The organism is Acinetobacter higginsii (assembly GCF_000369845.1).
GTDB lineage: Bacteria > Pseudomonadota > Gammaproteobacteria > Pseudomonadales > Moraxellaceae > Acinetobacter > Acinetobacter higginsii.
Map to the genome: position 1 here is coordinate 383,841 of NZ_KB850214.1, position 17,872 is coordinate 401,712.

General features: G+C 40.3%; 17 protein-coding genes. All 17 read right to left on the minus strand.

Annotated elements, in window-relative coordinates; genetic code table 11:
* Positions 1 to 36: 36 nt before the first annotated feature.
* Positions 37 to 1,602, minus strand: coding sequence for an alkyl hydroperoxide reductase subunit F (gene ahpF, locus F885_RS10565; RefSeq protein ID WP_005316245.1), 1,566 nt, complete (start codon positions 1,600 to 1,602; stop codon positions 37 to 39).
* 127 nt (positions 1,603 to 1,729) lie between these two features.
* Positions 1,730 to 2,647: a hypothetical protein gene (locus F885_RS10560; RefSeq protein ID WP_005316248.1), complete on the minus strand. Its 918-nt coding sequence runs from the start codon at positions 2,645 to 2,647 to the stop codon at positions 1,730 to 1,732.
* A 27-nt stretch (positions 2,648 to 2,674) separates the two neighbouring features.
* Positions 2,675 to 3,799, minus strand: a complete 1,125-nt coding sequence (locus F885_RS10555; RefSeq protein ID WP_032859357.1) for a toxic anion resistance protein — start codon at positions 3,797 to 3,799, stop codon at positions 2,675 to 2,677.
* 12 nt (positions 3,800 to 3,811) lie between these two features.
* Positions 3,812 to 4,588, minus strand: a complete 777-nt coding sequence (locus tag F885_RS10550) for a hypothetical protein (RefSeq protein ID WP_005316258.1) — start codon at positions 4,586 to 4,588, stop codon at positions 3,812 to 3,814.
* A gap of 171 nt (positions 4,589 to 4,759) precedes the next feature.
* Positions 4,760 to 5,752, minus strand: a complete 993-nt coding sequence (locus F885_RS10545; RefSeq protein WP_004807883.1) for a putative solute-binding protein — start codon at positions 5,750 to 5,752, stop codon at positions 4,760 to 4,762.
* A 132-nt stretch (positions 5,753 to 5,884) separates the two neighbouring features.
* Positions 5,885 to 6,319: a PaaI family thioesterase gene (locus tag F885_RS10540; RefSeq protein WP_005202939.1), complete on the minus strand. Its 435-nt coding sequence runs from the start codon at positions 6,317 to 6,319 to the stop codon at positions 5,885 to 5,887.
* Positions 6,320 to 6,384: 65 nt separating this feature from the next.
* On the minus strand, positions 6,385 to 7,368 hold the full coding sequence (locus F885_RS10535) for a fatty acid desaturase family protein (RefSeq protein WP_005316262.1): 984 nt from the start codon (positions 7,366 to 7,368) through the stop codon (positions 6,385 to 6,387).
* A 120-nt stretch (positions 7,369 to 7,488) separates the two neighbouring features.
* Positions 7,489 to 8,286 carry a PaaX family transcriptional regulator C-terminal domain-containing protein gene (locus tag F885_RS10530; RefSeq protein ID WP_005202934.1) on the minus strand — a complete coding sequence of 266 codons (798 nt, stop codon included), beginning with the start codon at positions 8,284 to 8,286 and terminating at the stop codon, positions 7,489 to 7,491.
* Between the two features lie 100 nt (positions 8,287 to 8,386).
* Positions 8,387 to 9,187, minus strand: coding sequence for an undecaprenyl-diphosphate phosphatase (locus tag F885_RS10525; protein WP_004807892.1), 801 nt, complete (start codon positions 9,185 to 9,187; stop codon positions 8,387 to 8,389).
* A gap of 128 nt (positions 9,188 to 9,315) precedes the next feature.
* The gene (locus F885_RS10520) at positions 9,316 to 11,205 is read right to left on the minus strand and encodes a M48 family metalloprotease (protein WP_171068199.1); all 1,890 of its coding nucleotides are present in this window, start codon (positions 11,203 to 11,205) and stop codon (positions 9,316 to 9,318) included.
* A 100-nt stretch (positions 11,206 to 11,305) separates the two neighbouring features.
* On the minus strand, positions 11,306 to 12,844 hold the full coding sequence (gene purF / locus F885_RS10515; protein ID WP_005316269.1) for an amidophosphoribosyltransferase: 1,539 nt from the start codon (positions 12,842 to 12,844) through the stop codon (positions 11,306 to 11,308).
* Positions 12,845 to 12,868: 24 nt separating this feature from the next.
* Positions 12,869 to 13,462: a CvpA family protein gene (locus F885_RS10510; protein WP_004807899.1), complete on the minus strand. Its 594-nt coding sequence runs from the start codon at positions 13,460 to 13,462 to the stop codon at positions 12,869 to 12,871.
* A 1-nt stretch (position 13,463) separates the two neighbouring features.
* Positions 13,464 to 14,471, minus strand: a complete 1,008-nt coding sequence (locus F885_RS10505; RefSeq protein WP_005316274.1) for a quinone-dependent dihydroorotate dehydrogenase — start codon at positions 14,469 to 14,471, stop codon at positions 13,464 to 13,466.
* A gap of 88 nt (positions 14,472 to 14,559) precedes the next feature.
* Positions 14,560 to 15,039, minus strand: a complete 480-nt coding sequence (gene gspM, locus F885_RS10500; RefSeq protein WP_005189530.1) for a type II secretion system protein GspM — start codon at positions 15,037 to 15,039, stop codon at positions 14,560 to 14,562.
* On the minus strand, positions 15,039 to 16,178 hold the full coding sequence (gspL, locus tag F885_RS10495) for a type II secretion system protein GspL (protein ID WP_005316278.1): 1,140 nt from the start codon (positions 16,176 to 16,178) through the stop codon (positions 15,039 to 15,041). The genes gspM and gspL overlap by 1 nt, the downstream gene beginning before the upstream one ends.
* A gap of 40 nt (positions 16,179 to 16,218) precedes the next feature.
* Positions 16,219 to 16,674 (minus strand): SixA phosphatase family protein, encoded by a 456-nt coding sequence (locus tag F885_RS10490; RefSeq protein ID WP_005189535.1) that lies wholly within the window; start codon positions 16,672 to 16,674, stop codon positions 16,219 to 16,221.
* Positions 16,675 to 16,775: 101 nt separating this feature from the next.
* Positions 16,776 to 17,849, minus strand: coding sequence for an NAD(P)H-dependent glycerol-3-phosphate dehydrogenase (locus F885_RS10485; RefSeq protein ID WP_004807911.1), 1,074 nt, complete (start codon positions 17,847 to 17,849; stop codon positions 16,776 to 16,778).
* Positions 17,850 to 17,872 lie beyond the last annotated feature (23 nt).

A 17,872-nucleotide genomic window follows, 5' to 3' on the forward strand; every position in this document is an offset into this window, starting at 1 on the left:
AGCCCCAAATAATTGGGGCTTTTTTTAAGCGATTACTTACACACCAGAACGAATCATATAATCAAAGGCAGACAGTGATGCTTTCGCGCCTTCACCTGTGGCAATGATGATTTGCTTGTACGGTACTGTCGTACAGTCACCTGCGGCAAAGACACCTTTGACATTGGTTTCGTTGCGATCATTAATCACAATCTCGCCACGGTTGCTGAGTTCAACTGCGCTGTTCTTTAAGAAATCCGTGTTTGGCAATAAACCAATTTGTACGAAGATCCCTGCAAGTTCAACTGTGTGTTCAACATCAGTAGCGCGATCTTTGTATTTCAATGCCGTTACCTGAGCACCATCACCAACCACTTCAGTACTTAAGGCATTCATGATCACAGTGGTATTTGGTAAGCTGTTTAATTTGTCTTGCAGTACTTGGTCTGCACGAAGTTTGGTATCAAACTCAACCAAAGTCACATGCTCAACAATCCCTGCAAGGTCAATCGCTGCTTCAACACCTGAGTTACCTCCACCAATCACCGCAACACGTTTGCCTTTGAATAATGGACCATCACAGTGTGGGCAGTACGCTACACCACGAGTACGGTATTCAGCTTCGCCCGGTACATTCATTTCTCTCCAACGTGCACCTGTAGACAGGATGATGGTTTTCGATTCAAGTTTGGCACCATTCTCCAGTTCAACCTCAACCAGACCATTGGCCGTTTGATCTGCACCAGTGATCTTGCTGACACGTTGCAAGTTCATGATGTCGACACCGTATTCACGGACATGGGCTTCCATGTCTTGAGCGAACTGAGGACCTACGGTTTTTTGAACAGTGGTAAAGTTCTCAATGTCCATGGTATCCATCACCTGACCACCAAAGCGTTCAGCCACGATACCCGTTTTGATGCCTTTACGTGCCGCATAGATCGCCGCTGTACTTCCAGCAGGACCGCCACCAATCACCAACACATCAAATGCATCTTTGGCATTGATTGCGGCTGCATCTTTCTCAGCTGAATTGCTATCCAATTTCGCTAAGATTTCTTCCAAAGTCATACGACCTTGACCAATATGCTGATTGTCTTGGAACACCATTGGCACCGCCAAGATTTTGCGTTCTTCAACTTCGTCTTGGAAGAAAGCACCATCAATCATGGTTGCTGTAGTATTTGGATTGTTAATCGCAATCAAGTTTAAAGCTTGAACCACATCTGGACAGTTATGGCAGCTAAGCGATACAAACACATCAAAGTTGGCAGTCAAGTTTAAGCCTTTGATCTGAGTGAGTACTTCATCAGACACTTTAGGCGCATAACCTGATACTTGTAATAATGCCAAGATCAAAGAAGTAAACTCATGTCCCATCGGTAAGCCAGCAAAGAACACACGTGGTTGTTCACCAGCTTTGGCCACACCGAAACTAGGACGGCGAGCGTTTGAACCGTCAAAACGCGCCGTAACTTGATCAGAAAGTTCCGCAATTTCAGTCACGAGTTCTTTAATTTTTTCTGCTTTGTCGGAGTCATCTAAAGCAGCAACCAACTCAATTGGACTTTCTAAACGTTCTAAGTAAGCTTTTAATTGAGTTTTAATATTTTGATCTAACATGTATTTCTCCAAACGCTAAGACTTTTAAATCAGCTAAATTCATTCAATGAGGCTATAGTACGCAAAAGTACTGAATAGGTAAAACAGTATGTTTTTATGAATTTGATCGGATAAACCGAACTTGAAATTAAGAGACATCCAATTTTTGACCAATCCGCACACGACGATTTTTCAAATGTTTGGCGAGCACATATAAAATTGTGCTTAAAGCAACAGCCAATACAATCAAGCCCCATAAAATGACATTCACAATCTGAGAAATACGTTCGGCTTGCTGTGCGCGCAGGTCTAAGGGCTGCGTGATTGAGGTAATACTCTTACCATATAGTTGCTGCTGCATCACCCACAGCTGTTCAGGTTTAAAGTCATATGCTTTAAATTGAGTTGGATTGGTTTTCTCTGCACTAATTAATTGATTCACATAGACATTAGCGGTCTTTCGATCGACAGGTTGATGCAATAAGGCCACTTGCGCCAAGACATAAGCTTTTTCAGTCGAAGAAATATTGGCCTGCTGTAAATCTTGAGCAATCTGACTTTCAACAATATTGTTTTGATAGCTCATCCATTGTTGATAAGCCTGCTTAGTTTCATCTTTCCAGTCATACTGGATGTAGGTCAGACCTGACCAAAGCAAAATAAAAGAAATCACCCACGCCAGAATACGCTGTGTCCATGCTTGAAAACGTTGCTGAAAAAATTTAAATTTCTTGGCCCAACTAAGCAGTAAAAAAGCGCCAATAAATGAGACAAAAAGTTTGAGAAACAGCCAGCCGAACCATGATAATAAATTAAAAAGATAATCGACGGGTTGCTTAAAAGGAACAAGATCCTGTACATGATAAGGCAAATCTAAAGCCTGTACATGTACAGAAAGATCAAAGAAACGATAGATAAATTCTTTTTGCAAAAACAGACCAGCGATTGTAACAACAACGAATGTACTGGTCAGAAAAAACCAGATCATTAAATTGCGTTGACGTTTTTTTAACACATCTAAACGCTGGTCAATCGGTTGTACACTAAAATCTTCTATGGGTGACAATGATCTTTCCTTCAAAAATTAGCAATATCAAGATTTAGGTGGTTGGCTATTTTCAAGCACCAGATGATTCAAATTTTCTTGCAAAGCACGCAAACGGGTTGTCGCTTCGGCACGCTTTTGCATCCCTTCTTTCTGAATCTGAATCACATCATTTACTGTTTTAATGAGGGTGTTTTGTACATGTTCAAGGGTTTCAACATCGATCACGGAACGCTGATTGGCTTTAGCCGTATCAACTGAGTTTTGATGCAATAACTCAGCATTACGACGTAATAATTCATTGGTAGTATCATCAATGGCCTTGGCAAGTTGGACGCTATTCTTTTGCTCTTGCAACGAAATTGCCAAACTAATTTGATTTTTCCAAGCTGGTAATGTGATGTTTTTAATCGCGTAAAATTTGTCTACCAACATCAAGTTATTCGACTGGATAATCCGAATCATCGGCAAAGTCTGCATTGCAGACTGCTGTAAAACATGAAGATCACTGACTCGTTTTTCAAGATTATTTGCCACATGATTGAGATCATAAATCTGCTGAGTGGTCTGTTGATCTTGTTCCTGACTTGTCAGAATCGTGATTTGCTGTTGAATATCCTGCTGCTTCAACTGACCCGCTGCAATATAAACACCTAGTTGCTTATATTCATCTTGAACCGCATCAAACATTTTATCCAATGTCCCAACACGTGCTTTCAAACCTGATTGTGAGCTTTCAATTTCTTTGACCAATACATCAATCTGCTCTTTGGTGGTATTAAAATGCTGATCAAAATTTTGTTTAGCATTCTTGAACTTACTCAATAAGCCACCAAAAAAACCTGAACTTTTAGATTTATTTAAAATACTTGAAGTATTTAACTGCTGAGCGACTTGCACCACTTCATTGAGTTTTTGTCCAGTTGCATCAAGGTCTTTGTTCTGTACCAGATTCAACAACTCATCGGTATAGGTTGAGGTTTTATTGGCAATATTTTTGCCATATTCTGCAACAGCAGTCGTACTGATATCGGCCAGTTCTTTATGCGCATCCATCACTTCAGCAAAATCTTGAGATTGTAGACCTAAGTCTTTTAAGTTCAACTGCTCAAAACGCTGCTCGGGCTTAATTTCAAGCTCATGAGATACCTTACTCAGTTCTGAATCTGACATCATATTTCCCTCTTATTTCTGTAATGATTTTTTCAAATTTTGGATTAAATCTTCGCGGCTTTTATCCAACTGCTCAATCGTCGCAGTCGAATTGGATTCCCGACTTTGCTTTAAATGATATTGCCATGCTGGAATTAAAATCTGTTGTGCCTCTTTAAAACGATCAAGCAAGCTAAAAGATAAATGCTGTGAAAGCTGCATCTGTTTGATTGCAATATCATTGCTGCTCTGTAAGGTTTGTAAAGTATTTACCTTTTTAGATAAGCGCTCCACAAAATGATCCAGCACTTGCTGCTTACTAAACTGAGGATACTCAATCAAGAATTGATCGGCTGCCTGAATATAAGCAGCCATCTGCTCTCTTAAACCCAATGCCTGCTGTAGACGCGATTGTGATTTTTGGATTTCGATTTGCAAACGTTGACTCAAATAATTCGCTTCATTAATCAAACGATCTAAATCTTTAACATATTTCACTTGCCCAGCATCATATTCAATATCAATGCCCAACCATTTTTGCAGTGCATTAAAACGGCGTGTGCCTAAAAACTTTTTGGATAAAGACAGCTGCTGAATAATCTGAGTGATCACTTCGCCGAGCTGCTGATTTAACTTAGGATCGACACCATTCAGCAAGACGCTTTGAGCTTGAACCAAATGATCTGCGTAATGACTTAAACGATGCGGATCGTTCAATAAAGGTAATAAATCATTACGCTTGATCGCTAAAATATGTTCTTGATTTGATTCAATTTGCGATAAAGGTGTTAAGTCGAGCGGTAGCGTCATATCAATAGAAAATCGTGAGCACAAATAAATTTGAACAGCTTAGTTGTAGCATGTTCTTTGACTTTCTCATATCTAAATGTTGTTATGTTTTTTAAAATATAGTGTCGCCTTACTGACTAAAAACCCTCTAAATTACAATCAATAAAGAAGGTTCATCAATCAAATCATGCGTTACTCATCATTGAGCGCACATTCAAAGTTATTTGGATTTTGTTTGCAGCGAACTTTTTTCAAGAAGTTCATCATTTTTGGATCATAAATTCCTGCTTTAGTAAGTGAGATACGTGCTTCACGCATCATCTTCATATAGTTGACTTGTTCTTCAGGTGGGATAATCATCCAGTACTTGGTTGGAATTTCTTTTTCGTATTTTGAAATAATATTAAACGTTCGACCGAGTTGCCCCGCCACCCATTCACGCGATTTCTGCCCAAACCCGTCAGGAAATTTATCCTTTCGAATAATGAAATTTGCCGAAATTTGCGTCAGTGGAAATTTGACAATTCCGCCTTTATCACCGAGTCCTTTATAAAGCTCAAAAGGCTTATAAGCAACAATTGGCGCGGGAACAATATCAATTTGATGATTATTAAATTTTGCCCCTGCATTGGTCACATCGACTGAAACAGCTTGTGCACCTATTTGTGCAACCAATTTCGGTTGAGCTTCATCATAAGCAAATACACCAACTTTCTTACCTGCGGCCTTAGCCAAAGTATTTATATTACGATCAGCAACAAACAAATACGCAGGACCAATCGTTCCAAGACCCGCAATTTCATAAGGGCCATTGATCATACTTTTTGCCGCTTGAGGCTTAGAGAGCAATTGATAAGCAAGAATTGCCGTTTTCAAATCAGTTAAAGCACCAACAGCATCAAGTGAACCGACATATTTATTGAATTGTCGACCACGCAATCCACTGATAATTGCACCATCACATTGCCCTACTTTTAAATCTTCAGCTGCAACACGCTCATCGACATAGGCACGCAAATCAATCTCTGCGCCCCACTTTTTTGCTTCTAATGCATAATCTTTTGCCAGTGCAAATGCATCACCCGATTTACCAACTGGATCAAATACACAAACTGTTTGCTTCGCCTGCGTTGTTACAGCGAATCCGAATAATGCCAAAGCAATAAAACCGTTTTTAATTATCATCTCGTTCTTCCCAGATAAGATTTCTTTTATTTCTTTATCTCAACCTATTTGTGGATACTATCCTATGACGAGATTTTTATTTTTAACGGATTTACAGCCAATCATTCAGTTGTCACGAGTATTTTGAAGGTTTCATCCGCCTAAGATCGATGGTGCACTTTGTGGTAGTGCATAAGTTCCAATGACATGCGCAACCGGCTCTTCATCATCCAGAGAATATAGCCAAACTTCTCCTGTAACCAAGGTTTTACCAACCTTAATCAATTTACACACAGCCCGAATATCTCGATTTCCATTGGGTTTGCGAAAGAAATTAATGGTCATATTGGTAGTGACTGCCATTGCAACCAGTCCCAGATGCCCCAAGATGGCAATATAGAGTACATAGTCTGCAATCAACATCAGCGTTGGGCCAGAAACGGTTTGTCCTGGACGGAGGTCTCCTGCATCGACTCGATAAAGTAGCTGTGCCCCCTTAGGAGGAATCTCCTCAATGGTACTTTTTTGTAACGCCTGCGGAAATTCTTGTGCTAAAAATCCAATAATTTCTTGTTTATCCATTGCCATACTCTTTTCCACCATTCCTGTTGTGTGAGCCCCGATTTAAAACAGAGCCCTAAAAAATCTAATATTTAATCCGCTTTAGCTGAAAGCTCATTCAGCACTTGCCAATAGCTTGGTGGTTCGGCAACATGACCGCGTTGTCTTAACATCTGGTGCATTTTTGGCAATTTAGAATAAGGTACAGCTGCCATCAAATGATGTTCTTTATGATAGTTGACATTGATTGGTGCAACCAAAGCACGAGCAATATAGCCTGCCTTAGTTGTACGCGTATTGGTTAAAGCACTATGACTGGTTTCCATTCCTGCATGCTCTGCCATTGAACGGACTCTGAGGAATAAAGGAAATGGGGTCAAATACGCCACAACCCATAATGCATAAAGTTTAGGATGCCCCGCTGCCCACAACGCTGAAAATAGAGCAGCGTTAGTTGCAATTGCACCACCACTATTTTTTAGGAATGCTTTAGGATAATCGCTCCAGTGTTTGCCTTCCTGAGAAATCCAGCGGCGGTCGTTTGATACCGTCCACTCCATTTTTTCAATATCCATCAACATTCGGCCAACCGCAAACTTAAACCCCGTCACGCCAGACAAATCACGCATAAATTTGCGCATTAAGGATTTTTTCGTGGTTGGAAAACCTGTAACTAAGGATAAATCAGGATCATCGACCGTAGAGGTTTTACTATGATGACGCATATGATGGGCACGATATTTATGTAGATCATTCCAAATCGGACGCGCGCATAACCAATCCGTCAAGGTATCATTCAACCATTTGGTTTTAAATAAACTTTGATGGGAAGCGTCATGCATGATGATCGCGAGTGCCAACTGACGGCCAGCCAAAACGACCAAGGCTGCAACACACATGAGTAATTTACCCCAAGCAGGTAAATACTCCCAAGAGCTAGCTACAGCCGCAAAAGTTCCACCAATCACAGCCCATGTCGAAAACACAGCCCAACTGCCTTGCGCATCAGACTTGGCTGTTAACTCAGTAATTTCCTCTCGCGAGAATAAATCACTAATCGCTACACGTGTATTCATATCCCTCTCCTGCATTTGTTTTATTTTTAAAACTACACAATTTATATTTTTATTCTAAATTAAGTAATATTTCTGTCAATAAATTAAAATTAGATTTTATGTAATATTTGTAATGAATATTTACTCAAGACTACTTTCATAAAACTTCTGCCATGCATCCAAACCTGTCTGATCCAACTGTTGTACGCTCTGCGCAAATTGCTCGCGAAGTTGAACATCAACAAAACCTTCTGGCAATAATGGATCATTCATCAGCAAGGAAATGGTTTGTCGTCCCAATAATAAAGATTCTCGAGCTGCATCTTCCAAACTGAGCTGATCAACAGTAGACAACCACTGTTGAATCATTTGGCTGTATTTTTGGTAGTTTTGATTCAGCGTTTGTGTAGACCAAAGCTCAATAATCGTAGTCAACGTTTCGGTATCAAAATGGTTAATCTGGCAAAACTTTGCACTACTTTCTAAACCAGAAGTTTTTAATTTCGTAATCAGTTGATCAAAACCAATCACCAAATTATCAGGACGGATATAAATACCTTGCTCTAATTCTTTAAAACCAAAATGCTTGAGTGCTCTTTCACGACGATTTAATGCAGTACGATCAACCCGCCCAAGCTGACCCGTAAAAACCGCTAGATACTGCTGATTCCATACTTTGGTTTGTTTAATTCCATGCTTACGATTCAGCATGACATTTGCCCATTCATGCGATTGAACTGTAAATTGATAGACGCCACGTTCAATGGCTTCAATCACGCCATCACTGGATAACCGTGTCACAGCAACCCGAATGCTATTTTCACTGATTTCAAAAAGCCGCGCTGCAATAATGATTTGTTTAATTGAAATCGCTCGACCTTGAAGTCCTAACAGCAAATCAATAATTAAGTCTCGAGCATTCATTTTCACTATTGTCATTGTGCTATCGAACCAGATCTGAAGGATTTAAAATAAAGAATGGGGATTTTAACTGAGAATCTCCCTTTTCGCAGTTGCCAAAAGGGAGATGTTTTTATTTTTATAAAAAGACAAATAACAAAATAATACCTAGCACAATACGGTACCAAGCAAATACTCGTAAAGTATGGCGTTCCACAAATTTCACTAAGGCACTGACCACCAATAATGCAGAAATAAAGGCTGCGACAAAGCCAACAGCAATATTCAGCATATTGTCTTGCGTTAAGACATCCGCATTACGGGCCAAATCAAATACCGCCGCACCCAACATGGTTGGCATCGCCAAGAAGAACGAAAACTCGGTTGCTGCCTTACGAGACAATCCAGAGAACATCCCACCAACGATGGTCGCACCTGAACGTGAAGTCCCTGGAATCATCGCAACACACTGCGCACAACCCACCAAGAATGCTTGTTTATAAGTAATCTTGGTCGCATCTGTCGTTTTATGATCAAAATTCTTTGATTCAACCCAGAAGATAATCAGACCACCCACAATCAAAGCAACAGCAACCACCAGCGGGCTAAACAAAACACTCTTAATGAAATCGACCGCAAAAATACCAATCACGACTGCTGGAATGAAAGCGAGTAAGACACTAAAGGCAAAGTGACGTGCTTCAGCATCTCCACTAAAGAAACCTTTGACCAAGTCAAAAATCTTTTGACGATACAACCAGCACACAGCCAAAATCGCACCAAGCTGAATCACAACTTCAAAAACACGACCATCATCTGAATGAAAGTCGATCATATGACCAAATAAAATCAAATGACCTGTGCTTGAAATGGGCAAGAATTCGGTAAGACCCTCAATAAAACCTAAAAACAAGGCTTTTAAAATTTCAATATGTTCCATAACTTACTCAAAAGAACGTAATAGCAGAATAAAAATAAACGGCAAGCTTAACCTGAAATGTCATCATTTTATGTGATTGTCACGTAACCTTTTAGCAAAAAATATTCAGACAAATGCCTGAATTTCTGTTAAATAATCATCAAACTATTTTTCTTCTGCATCTGTTCGACCACTTCATGTGTATCAAAGCCTAAACGCCAATACAAAAGCCCCAAAACATCTAATTCATCTTGGGTAATAATCCGATCATTCCAGAGACATCTTTCAGCGATTGACAAGATATTCAGGCGATCTCTTAATAACAAACCAGAGACATCATTTAAAATTTCTGCCAAGTCCAATGGTTCATCTGAAATATCGGCATAAATTTGCATTTCATCTTCAGTTAAAAGCATCTGCAAGATACGTTCACGAACTTCGAGCTGGTTCGGACTATTAATTTGCTGTACATGCAGTAAGGCATCGATCAAATGTACAATCTGAGATTTGACATCTTCAAAAGCCGCAGGCAAATGTGCAGGCATTAAATTGAGTTCATGTTTCACCCGTTCCAACAACAATGCATCAAGCAAACCGACTTCACCATCTTCTTGAATGATACACGCCAACTTGGTTAAGAATTGACGTGCAATACTGGTCGGCATATGCCCAATATTTTTACAGGCGTCATGGAAAATCTGCACATGAATACGACCATCCAAATTCAATAAAGCATCGACAATCGCATGGCTGACCGGTGCTTCTTGCGGAATAAATTCGCGATACTGACGAATCATCAAAATCGCAACCATCACCTCACGAGAACCTGTCGCTGTTTGCATTGCCCGTTGAATTAATTCAGGGCGTTTCTTATTCTTTCGAACTTCTGGATTAAGTGGTTTGATTGCATCATTCAGTGCAAAACTAATCGGTGATAAACGCAATAAAGGTAATGGCTGTGGCGAACTCCATGGCATGGTGAGCTCGGCACTTTCCTCTTCTAACGAGCGAAAGAGGCTGAATAACGGGCGATTACGAAGCTTGCGTAGATTTTCTAATTGCAGATCTTGCAACAAAGTTGGATTTAATTCGTAGATTCGTTCTTTAATACTGGGATGAATATTCATCCAGCTCTGCGGACTCAACGAGTTAGCAAAGCACATATGCGAAATCGACTCAGAATAAGCACTATGGATCTGCGATCCCGAGTGATGCACATAAATCCGTAACAAGGTTTGCACATTGGCATTATTGTTCATCAAGCGCATGGTCTTGAGATCATTACGGAAGGTACGGCCACTTAAGGTCCAATATTTAATACAACGTGTAATTAAAATACCCAAACTACCGATTAACCAAATCACCCCACCAATCGCAACAAAGATGGTCTCAAATTTATTTCGATAAGTCGTTGCATAGGGATTATAACCCGCCTGAGCAAGCTTACTGCCCCACTGGCTAAAAGTAGTTAAACCACTATATAAAATTTTTAGCTTAGTATTTTCAACAGCTTCACCCGATAAAATCTGATTAAATTCATAACTGAGTAAGCCATAAAGTTCAAGTTCATCCAGGTTTTGTAATGCACCCCAAGTCAAAATAATCACAATATCCTGTGATCTAAACCCTGCAGTTAAAGCATTCACCCCAACTTCATCAGGGAGTACATAAACCGCGGGCGTATCAATATCAAAACTTTTAGCGACCTGTTCTACAACTTTTAAGGCAGTACTTTCTTCTGGCGTACTTTCATCGAAAACTAAACGTCTTGCTTTCAACTGTTTTGCCAGTGAGTGACCGCCCTCACGTAATACATATAGCTCTGCACCTACAGACCAAAACAAGACGAAAATAAGGACGACAATGAAATAAGGACTAAGAACATGCCACCAAATCGGCTGTGTATAATCAAAGAAATGAACGACTAAACCCAAAATTAAATTGAGAATAAAGACGGTTAATAACATTGCGATAAGGCAGAAACTGACTGACCATGCAATATTCTTATTTTCAATTAAATAATGGCTCATTTCTCTCAATGTAAGTTTTCCCGATTACATTGTTTCAGTTAAGTTTCCCGTACTCACTATCATAAAATAAAAAAGCGGGAAATTCCCGCTTTTCTACAGATTAAGATGATTACTCTTCTTTAATCCCTGTTAAATCAACTGATGCTGCATCAATATTGACATCGATATAGCCATCAGATTTACTTTTTGCAGCGTCGCTACGTTTTTGCTCTAGTGCGTCAAGATATGCCTTATCAATACCACCAGCGACATAGACACCATCAAACACTGAGCAATCAAACTCAGTTAAATCAGGTACCTTGCTGGTACGAACCGCATTTTTCAAATCTTCCAAATCTTGGAAAATTAAACGGTCTGCACCGATGTTTTCACGGATTTCTTCGACTGTACGACCTGATGCAATCAACTCAGCCTTCGCAGGCATATCAATACCGTACACATTTGGATATTTCACCATTGGCGCAGCCGAAGCGAAGAATACTTTCTTCGCACCAGAATCACGTGCCATCTGGATAATTTCATTACATGTGGTACCACGAACAATTGAGTCATCGACCAACAGCACATTCTTGTCTTTAAACTCAAGTTCTACAGGGTTCAATTTTTGACGAACCGATTTTTTACGTTGCTGCTGACCCGGCATAATGAAGGTACGTCCGATATAACGGTTTTTCATAAAACCTTCACGGAATTTCACACCTAAAATATTTGCCAGCTCTAATGCAGAGGTACGACTGGTATCTGGAATTGGAATCACAACATCAATATCATGCTGTTCGCCCCATTCTTTCAAAATTTTGTAAGCCAGCTTTTCACCCATTTTTAAACGGGCTTTATAAACTGAAATTCCATCAATAATGGCATCAGGACGAGCAAAATACACATATTCAAAAATACATGGACGGTATTCAGGATTCACAGCGCATTGCTTGGTAAACAACTGACCTTCTGAATCGATAAAAATCGCTTCGCCTGGTGCGATATCACGTTCAACTTTGAAACCGAGTGCTGTAATCGCAACAGATTCAGATGCGATAATATATTCAACACCTTGTTCAGTTTCACGAGAACCATAGACCAAAGGACGAATCCCGTTCGGATCACGAAAACCAACCAAACCATGACCTGTAATCATCGCTACAACACCATAAGCCCCTTTACAACGCTCATGTACGCGAGACACGGTGTGGAAAATATCATCCGGGCTTGGGTTTAAAGTTCTGATCTTCTGTAGCTCATGTGCGAAAACATTGAGTAAAACTTCAGAATCTGAATCAGTATTCATATGACGTAAATCTGTTTTGAACAGATCATCATGAATTTCTGCAGCGTTGGTCAAGTTCCCATTATGAGCAAGCGTAATGCCATAAGGTGAGTTCACATAAAATGGTTGTGCTTCAGCACTGCTTGATGAACCAGCAGTTGGGTAACGAACATGTCCGATCCCGTAGTTACCAAGCAATGCACGCATATGACGCGTATGGAATACATCACGTACCATACCGTTATCTTTGCGGAGGAATAAACGCCCTTGATGGCAGGTTACGATCCCTGCAGCATCTTGTCCTCGATGTTGCAGCATCGTTAAGGCATCAAATAACATTTGGTTCACTGGTGATTTACCGGCTATCCCAACAACTCCACACATAGCAACCTCGCGACAAGCTAGCGATTAATAAAAAGGATTTTTCGTCGAATGATCAGAACGCTCATCAACAGAAGCACGTTCTGACTGGTCCATTTCAGTCGAAGGGCGATGTAACAACGCGCCTTCCGATGTCATTTGATTTAAAGCTTGATTTGCTGCATCTTTGGACAATTCAGTTGCCAAAGGTGCATAAGGTAATAGAATTTGTACAAATTTAGACTGTTTCCAGTGCGGTGAACTCTCAACCCAAGGTCCTAAACCCTGCATTGCGATCAATACAATCAGTAACCCTTTGAGAGAACCAAATGCTCCACCTGCTAAACGATTTAATGGGCCCAATTTCAGACTTTTCAAGAGCCCATTCAGTAATGCGGACACAATCCATGTACACACCACAATGATCAACACAATAAAGGCAAATGCTGCGATTTTTTGCACAACAGGGTCTTGGCTTAGACTGCTCATCGCAGGTGCCAAAACCACAGCGTATTTTGCCCCAATGATCAATGCGAATATCCATCCGATCAAGTTCGCAAAGGCTTTGATAAATCCTTGACGCAAACCGTTCAGCCCTCCAATGAGCAAAATGACCAGAATGATGATATCAAGTGTGTTCATTTCACACAGTCATCGCATTAACACAATCTTTTACAAGTGTTGGGCCAGTATAGATCAAACCGCTATAAACCTGTACCAAGCTCGCTCCAGCTTGCTGTTTGGCAACCGCTTGTTCACCAGACAAAATACCACCGACACCAATCAATGGAATTTGACCCGCCAATACTTTGGCAAATTGAGCTAAACATTCGGTACTCTTTTCAAATACGGGTGCACCTGACAAACCACCTGCCTCGTTTCCATTTGGCAAGTTTTCAACACCTTCACGCCCTAGCGTGGTATTGGTTACGATTAGTCCATCAATTTTAAATTGCAATAATTGTGCTGCAATGAATTGGATATCTTCTGAAGTTAAATCAGGTGCGACTTTAAGCACGAGAGGAACATAATGATTATATTGGTTTGCCAGTTCGAGTTGGCGATCTTTTAAAGTTTGTAACAACTCAGTGAGCGCATCACCACTTTGCAAACTACGTAAATTTTTTGTATTTGGGGATGAAATGTTAACCGTAATATAAGAAGCGTAATTATAAACTTTTTCTAGGCAAATCAAATAGTCAGATACTGCATCTTCAACAGGTGTGTCCGCATTTTTACCGATATTGATCCCTAAAACACCTTTAAATTTTGACGCTTTTACATTTTCAATCAGTTTATCCACGCCATCATTATTAAAACCCATGCGGTTAATAATGGCTTTTGCTTGAGGGATACGAAATAAACGTGGTTGAGGATTACCTGCTTGTGGACGTGGAGTAATGGTTCCAATCTCGATAAAACCAAAACCGAGTGCAGCTAAAGCATCAATATGTGCACCATTTTTATCTAAACCGGCCGCAAGACCAACAGGATTTGGAAATTCAATTCCCATACAGGTCACAGGTTTTGCCGCAACTTTCTGATGCATAAAGCCAATTTTATGGGCTTTATCGAGCATAGAGAGAGTCAGTTCATGTGCACGCTCTGGTGCTAAAGTAAACAACAAAGGGCGAGCCAATGAATATAACATACCAATCACAGTCTACTGATTTTCAAGTAGGCACATTATAGGCATAGGCGTATCAAAACGCCATGCCTGACATAGGGTTTTTAATTGCTTACTGTACTGTTGCAGTTAATTTAATCTGATTATTGTTAGAGACCATATCCATTTTTTGAATACTGATGCCCATTTGAGACAACTGCATCAAAAAGTTGGCCAACACAGCATAATTCTGATGTTCTGCAACAAGCTGAATCTGCTCACCATTTTGCTGTGATGAAACAGCTAAACCTTGTTGTTGGGCCGTTCGTTGTATTTTATCTGCTGCAGTCAATCCCACATCATTTGCAGGCTTCATTGTCGCCGCATTACTCTGCATCCACACGGTTAGATCTTTTAATTCATTTAACCGTTTTTGTTGTTGGTCTGCCAATGCATGCGTTTTCCACAAAGCAAAACCGATCACGGTCACAATGACAAAAATGGTGGTAAAAATCACCATTACCCGTTCACGGACAGATAAGCCTTGTAGATATTCATTTAACGCTTCAATTTTCTGATCAAAGCTATTTTGTAATCGTGTTAATGCTTTCATTATTTTACTTTTACCACCCCAATTGCGCCAACTGTATCCGCCTGAATATTGCCTAATTCAGCTTGGAAACCTTGCTGGTTTAATTGTTGAGTTAATCCTTGTAAATCATCCGCAGATTTTGCTTTGAGTGACATAGCCAAAGTTGAGGCATCATAACTCACCTGCTGAGCAACGATTTGTTTTTGCATCAAAATTGGTCCAACGCGGCTTAACAGCGAAAGTGCTTGCGTATCACCAAGTTGACTCATACGTAATTGGCTTTCAAACTGGCTTTTAATATTTTGTTCGGTGACACGACTATTCTCACCAAACCAATATTTATATTGCTCAATCGCTTGGCTTGCGGTTTGATCCGCAACTTTTTTCAGCTTCGACCAACGCAAAGCATCATAACCAAGCTGTACAACAATGACAGCTAACAATACGGCAGCCGCAGCTTTCCAATATCCTGACCATTGTGTTTCAGCATTTTTAGCTTTAGGTAACACATTGAAAGGATGCTGTTTTGGTCTTAATAATTGTTCAAATTGATAACTAAATTCGGTCCGCTGATCTTTACTAGATGCGGTAGCTAAACTTTCCAGTTGGCTGACATTCAGATTGGCAAATTTATATTGTGTTTCTGCAGTTTGAAATTCAAGGTATAACGCGAGGTCATCCACTGAGTTTCCAGACCACGCATTTTCTCTCACCAGTAAATGATCATAAAGATTGAGTAGTACCACTTGATCCTGTTCTGGTTCAGGTGCAATCAAAAAGTCAGGCAAGAATGCTGTAATTTGGATCGGCAAAAGACTCAGTGCATGTTGCCATGTTTCAATCGAATATTGCGCCACCCCCAAGATATTAAGCTGATCATTTTGAAAATGATGAACTACTTTCATTTGATCAATTGGCAAGGTGACAAACTCTTCCAAGAGGTATTTAACGCCCTCCTGTCCCAATTGTTTGTAATGTGCCTTGGTCATTGGTTGCTGTAATAATTGCGCATTTCGGCTTGGAAAATAAACCACAGCCTCTTTTCCATGATGCTCTTGCAAGTCCTGAATCAACTGTTCAAGACTTTGTGCCTGCAACCAATTTTCCCCTGCCGACCAATACCATGTTCCATTGGTTTCGGGCATCCATATATACAGCATCGGTGTTCAGTACCCTTATCCTATTGCGGATATATAAAAATTATAATGTTGGTGTAAAACGATTCTTTTGTGTCGACAAACCATTCGCGATCACAGCTTGATCATAAATACGTGCTTCTGCCAATGCAAATGGATTAAAGCCTTCATGCGTCAATTGTTCTTCAATATGTGCCACAACATTCATATGACACACCACTGCAATCGACTCATACGGTAATTTTGACAACCATTCAATCGCATCCTTGGCATCATCATCTGGCTTAATCTTATCGCAAATTAACACAGGAATGCCGTGAAAATGTGCCTTGATATGCGCCAAAGTTTCTTGAGCACGTAACAGTGGACTCACCACAAAAATCTCAGGTTGAATCACATCTTTTAAGAAATGTCCTGTTTGCTCAGCTTGTTGATGTCCACGTGGTGTAAGTGGACGCTGTATATCATTTCCATTGATGGCTGGAGATGCTTCACCGTGACGAACTAAAGTTAACTGCATAAAACGACCTTATTTGTTATAGCTGCATCATAACGCGAATAGATGACAGTTTTAATTAGGTCTGTTGACATTTCAAGCATGCATGAAATATCAACAGCCGCCTAGACTTCATGATGAGGTAAAACAAATTCCACATCACTGCGATGACCATTTTTCATCAAAGACAACGCAATGGTCATTGGTGGCGCACCTTCAAAAATCACATCATACAGCGCATTGGTAATTGGCATATATACATCCAGCTCTTCTGCTTTGGTTCGCACTTGTACGATGGTATTAATCCCTTCCGCAGTTTGACCGAGCTCCTTAGTCGCTTGATCCAGTGTTTTCCCAGAACCTAATGCGAAACCAATTTGATAGTTACGACTTAATGGACTGTTACAGGTGGCGAATAAATCTCCCACACCTGACAATCCCAAAAAGGTTAATGGGTTTGCTCCCTGCTTTACTGCAAAACGGCTCATCTCTGCCAAAGCACGAGTGAGAATCATACTTTTGGTATTTTCACCAATCTTATAAGCCCCACCCATACCCATGGCAACTGCATAAATATTTTTTAACGCACCACCCAGTTCAACACCATGTACATCGTCGCTACCAAACACGCGGAATAAAGCACTATGCAAAGCGTGTTGCACCGCATAACGAACCAATTCTGACTCACTAGCGATGACCGTTCCTGAAGGCATACCTGCCATGATTTCTTTGGCAAGATTTGGACCAGATAAAACACCGTACGGCACTTCTGGTAATTCTGTGCGAATAATATCGCTCATAAAACTAAAGGTTTTTGCTTCAATGCCTTTGGTCAATGAAACCACAGCCTGAGAAGTAATAAACGGTGCAATCTGTTTGAGTACATCACGGAATGAATGACTTGGAATGGCAACCAAAATAATATCACGATCGCGTACAGCAAGCTCTAAGTCAGCCACTGCACGCAAAGCAGGTTCCAATGGATAATCAGGTAAATAGCGTTTATTGATATGTGTTTGATTAATTTCTTCCGCAACAGCAGCATCACGAATCCAAATCATGGTATCGCAACCATTTCTGGTCGCTAAATTTGCCATTGCCGTGCCAAAACTACCACCGCCCAAGACCGTAATTCTTAATGCTGTTTTCTGATCTACGGCAACTGGCTCAACTAAATCACTAAAATTTAACTCTGTCATTTTTTATCCTGAAACGAATTTCT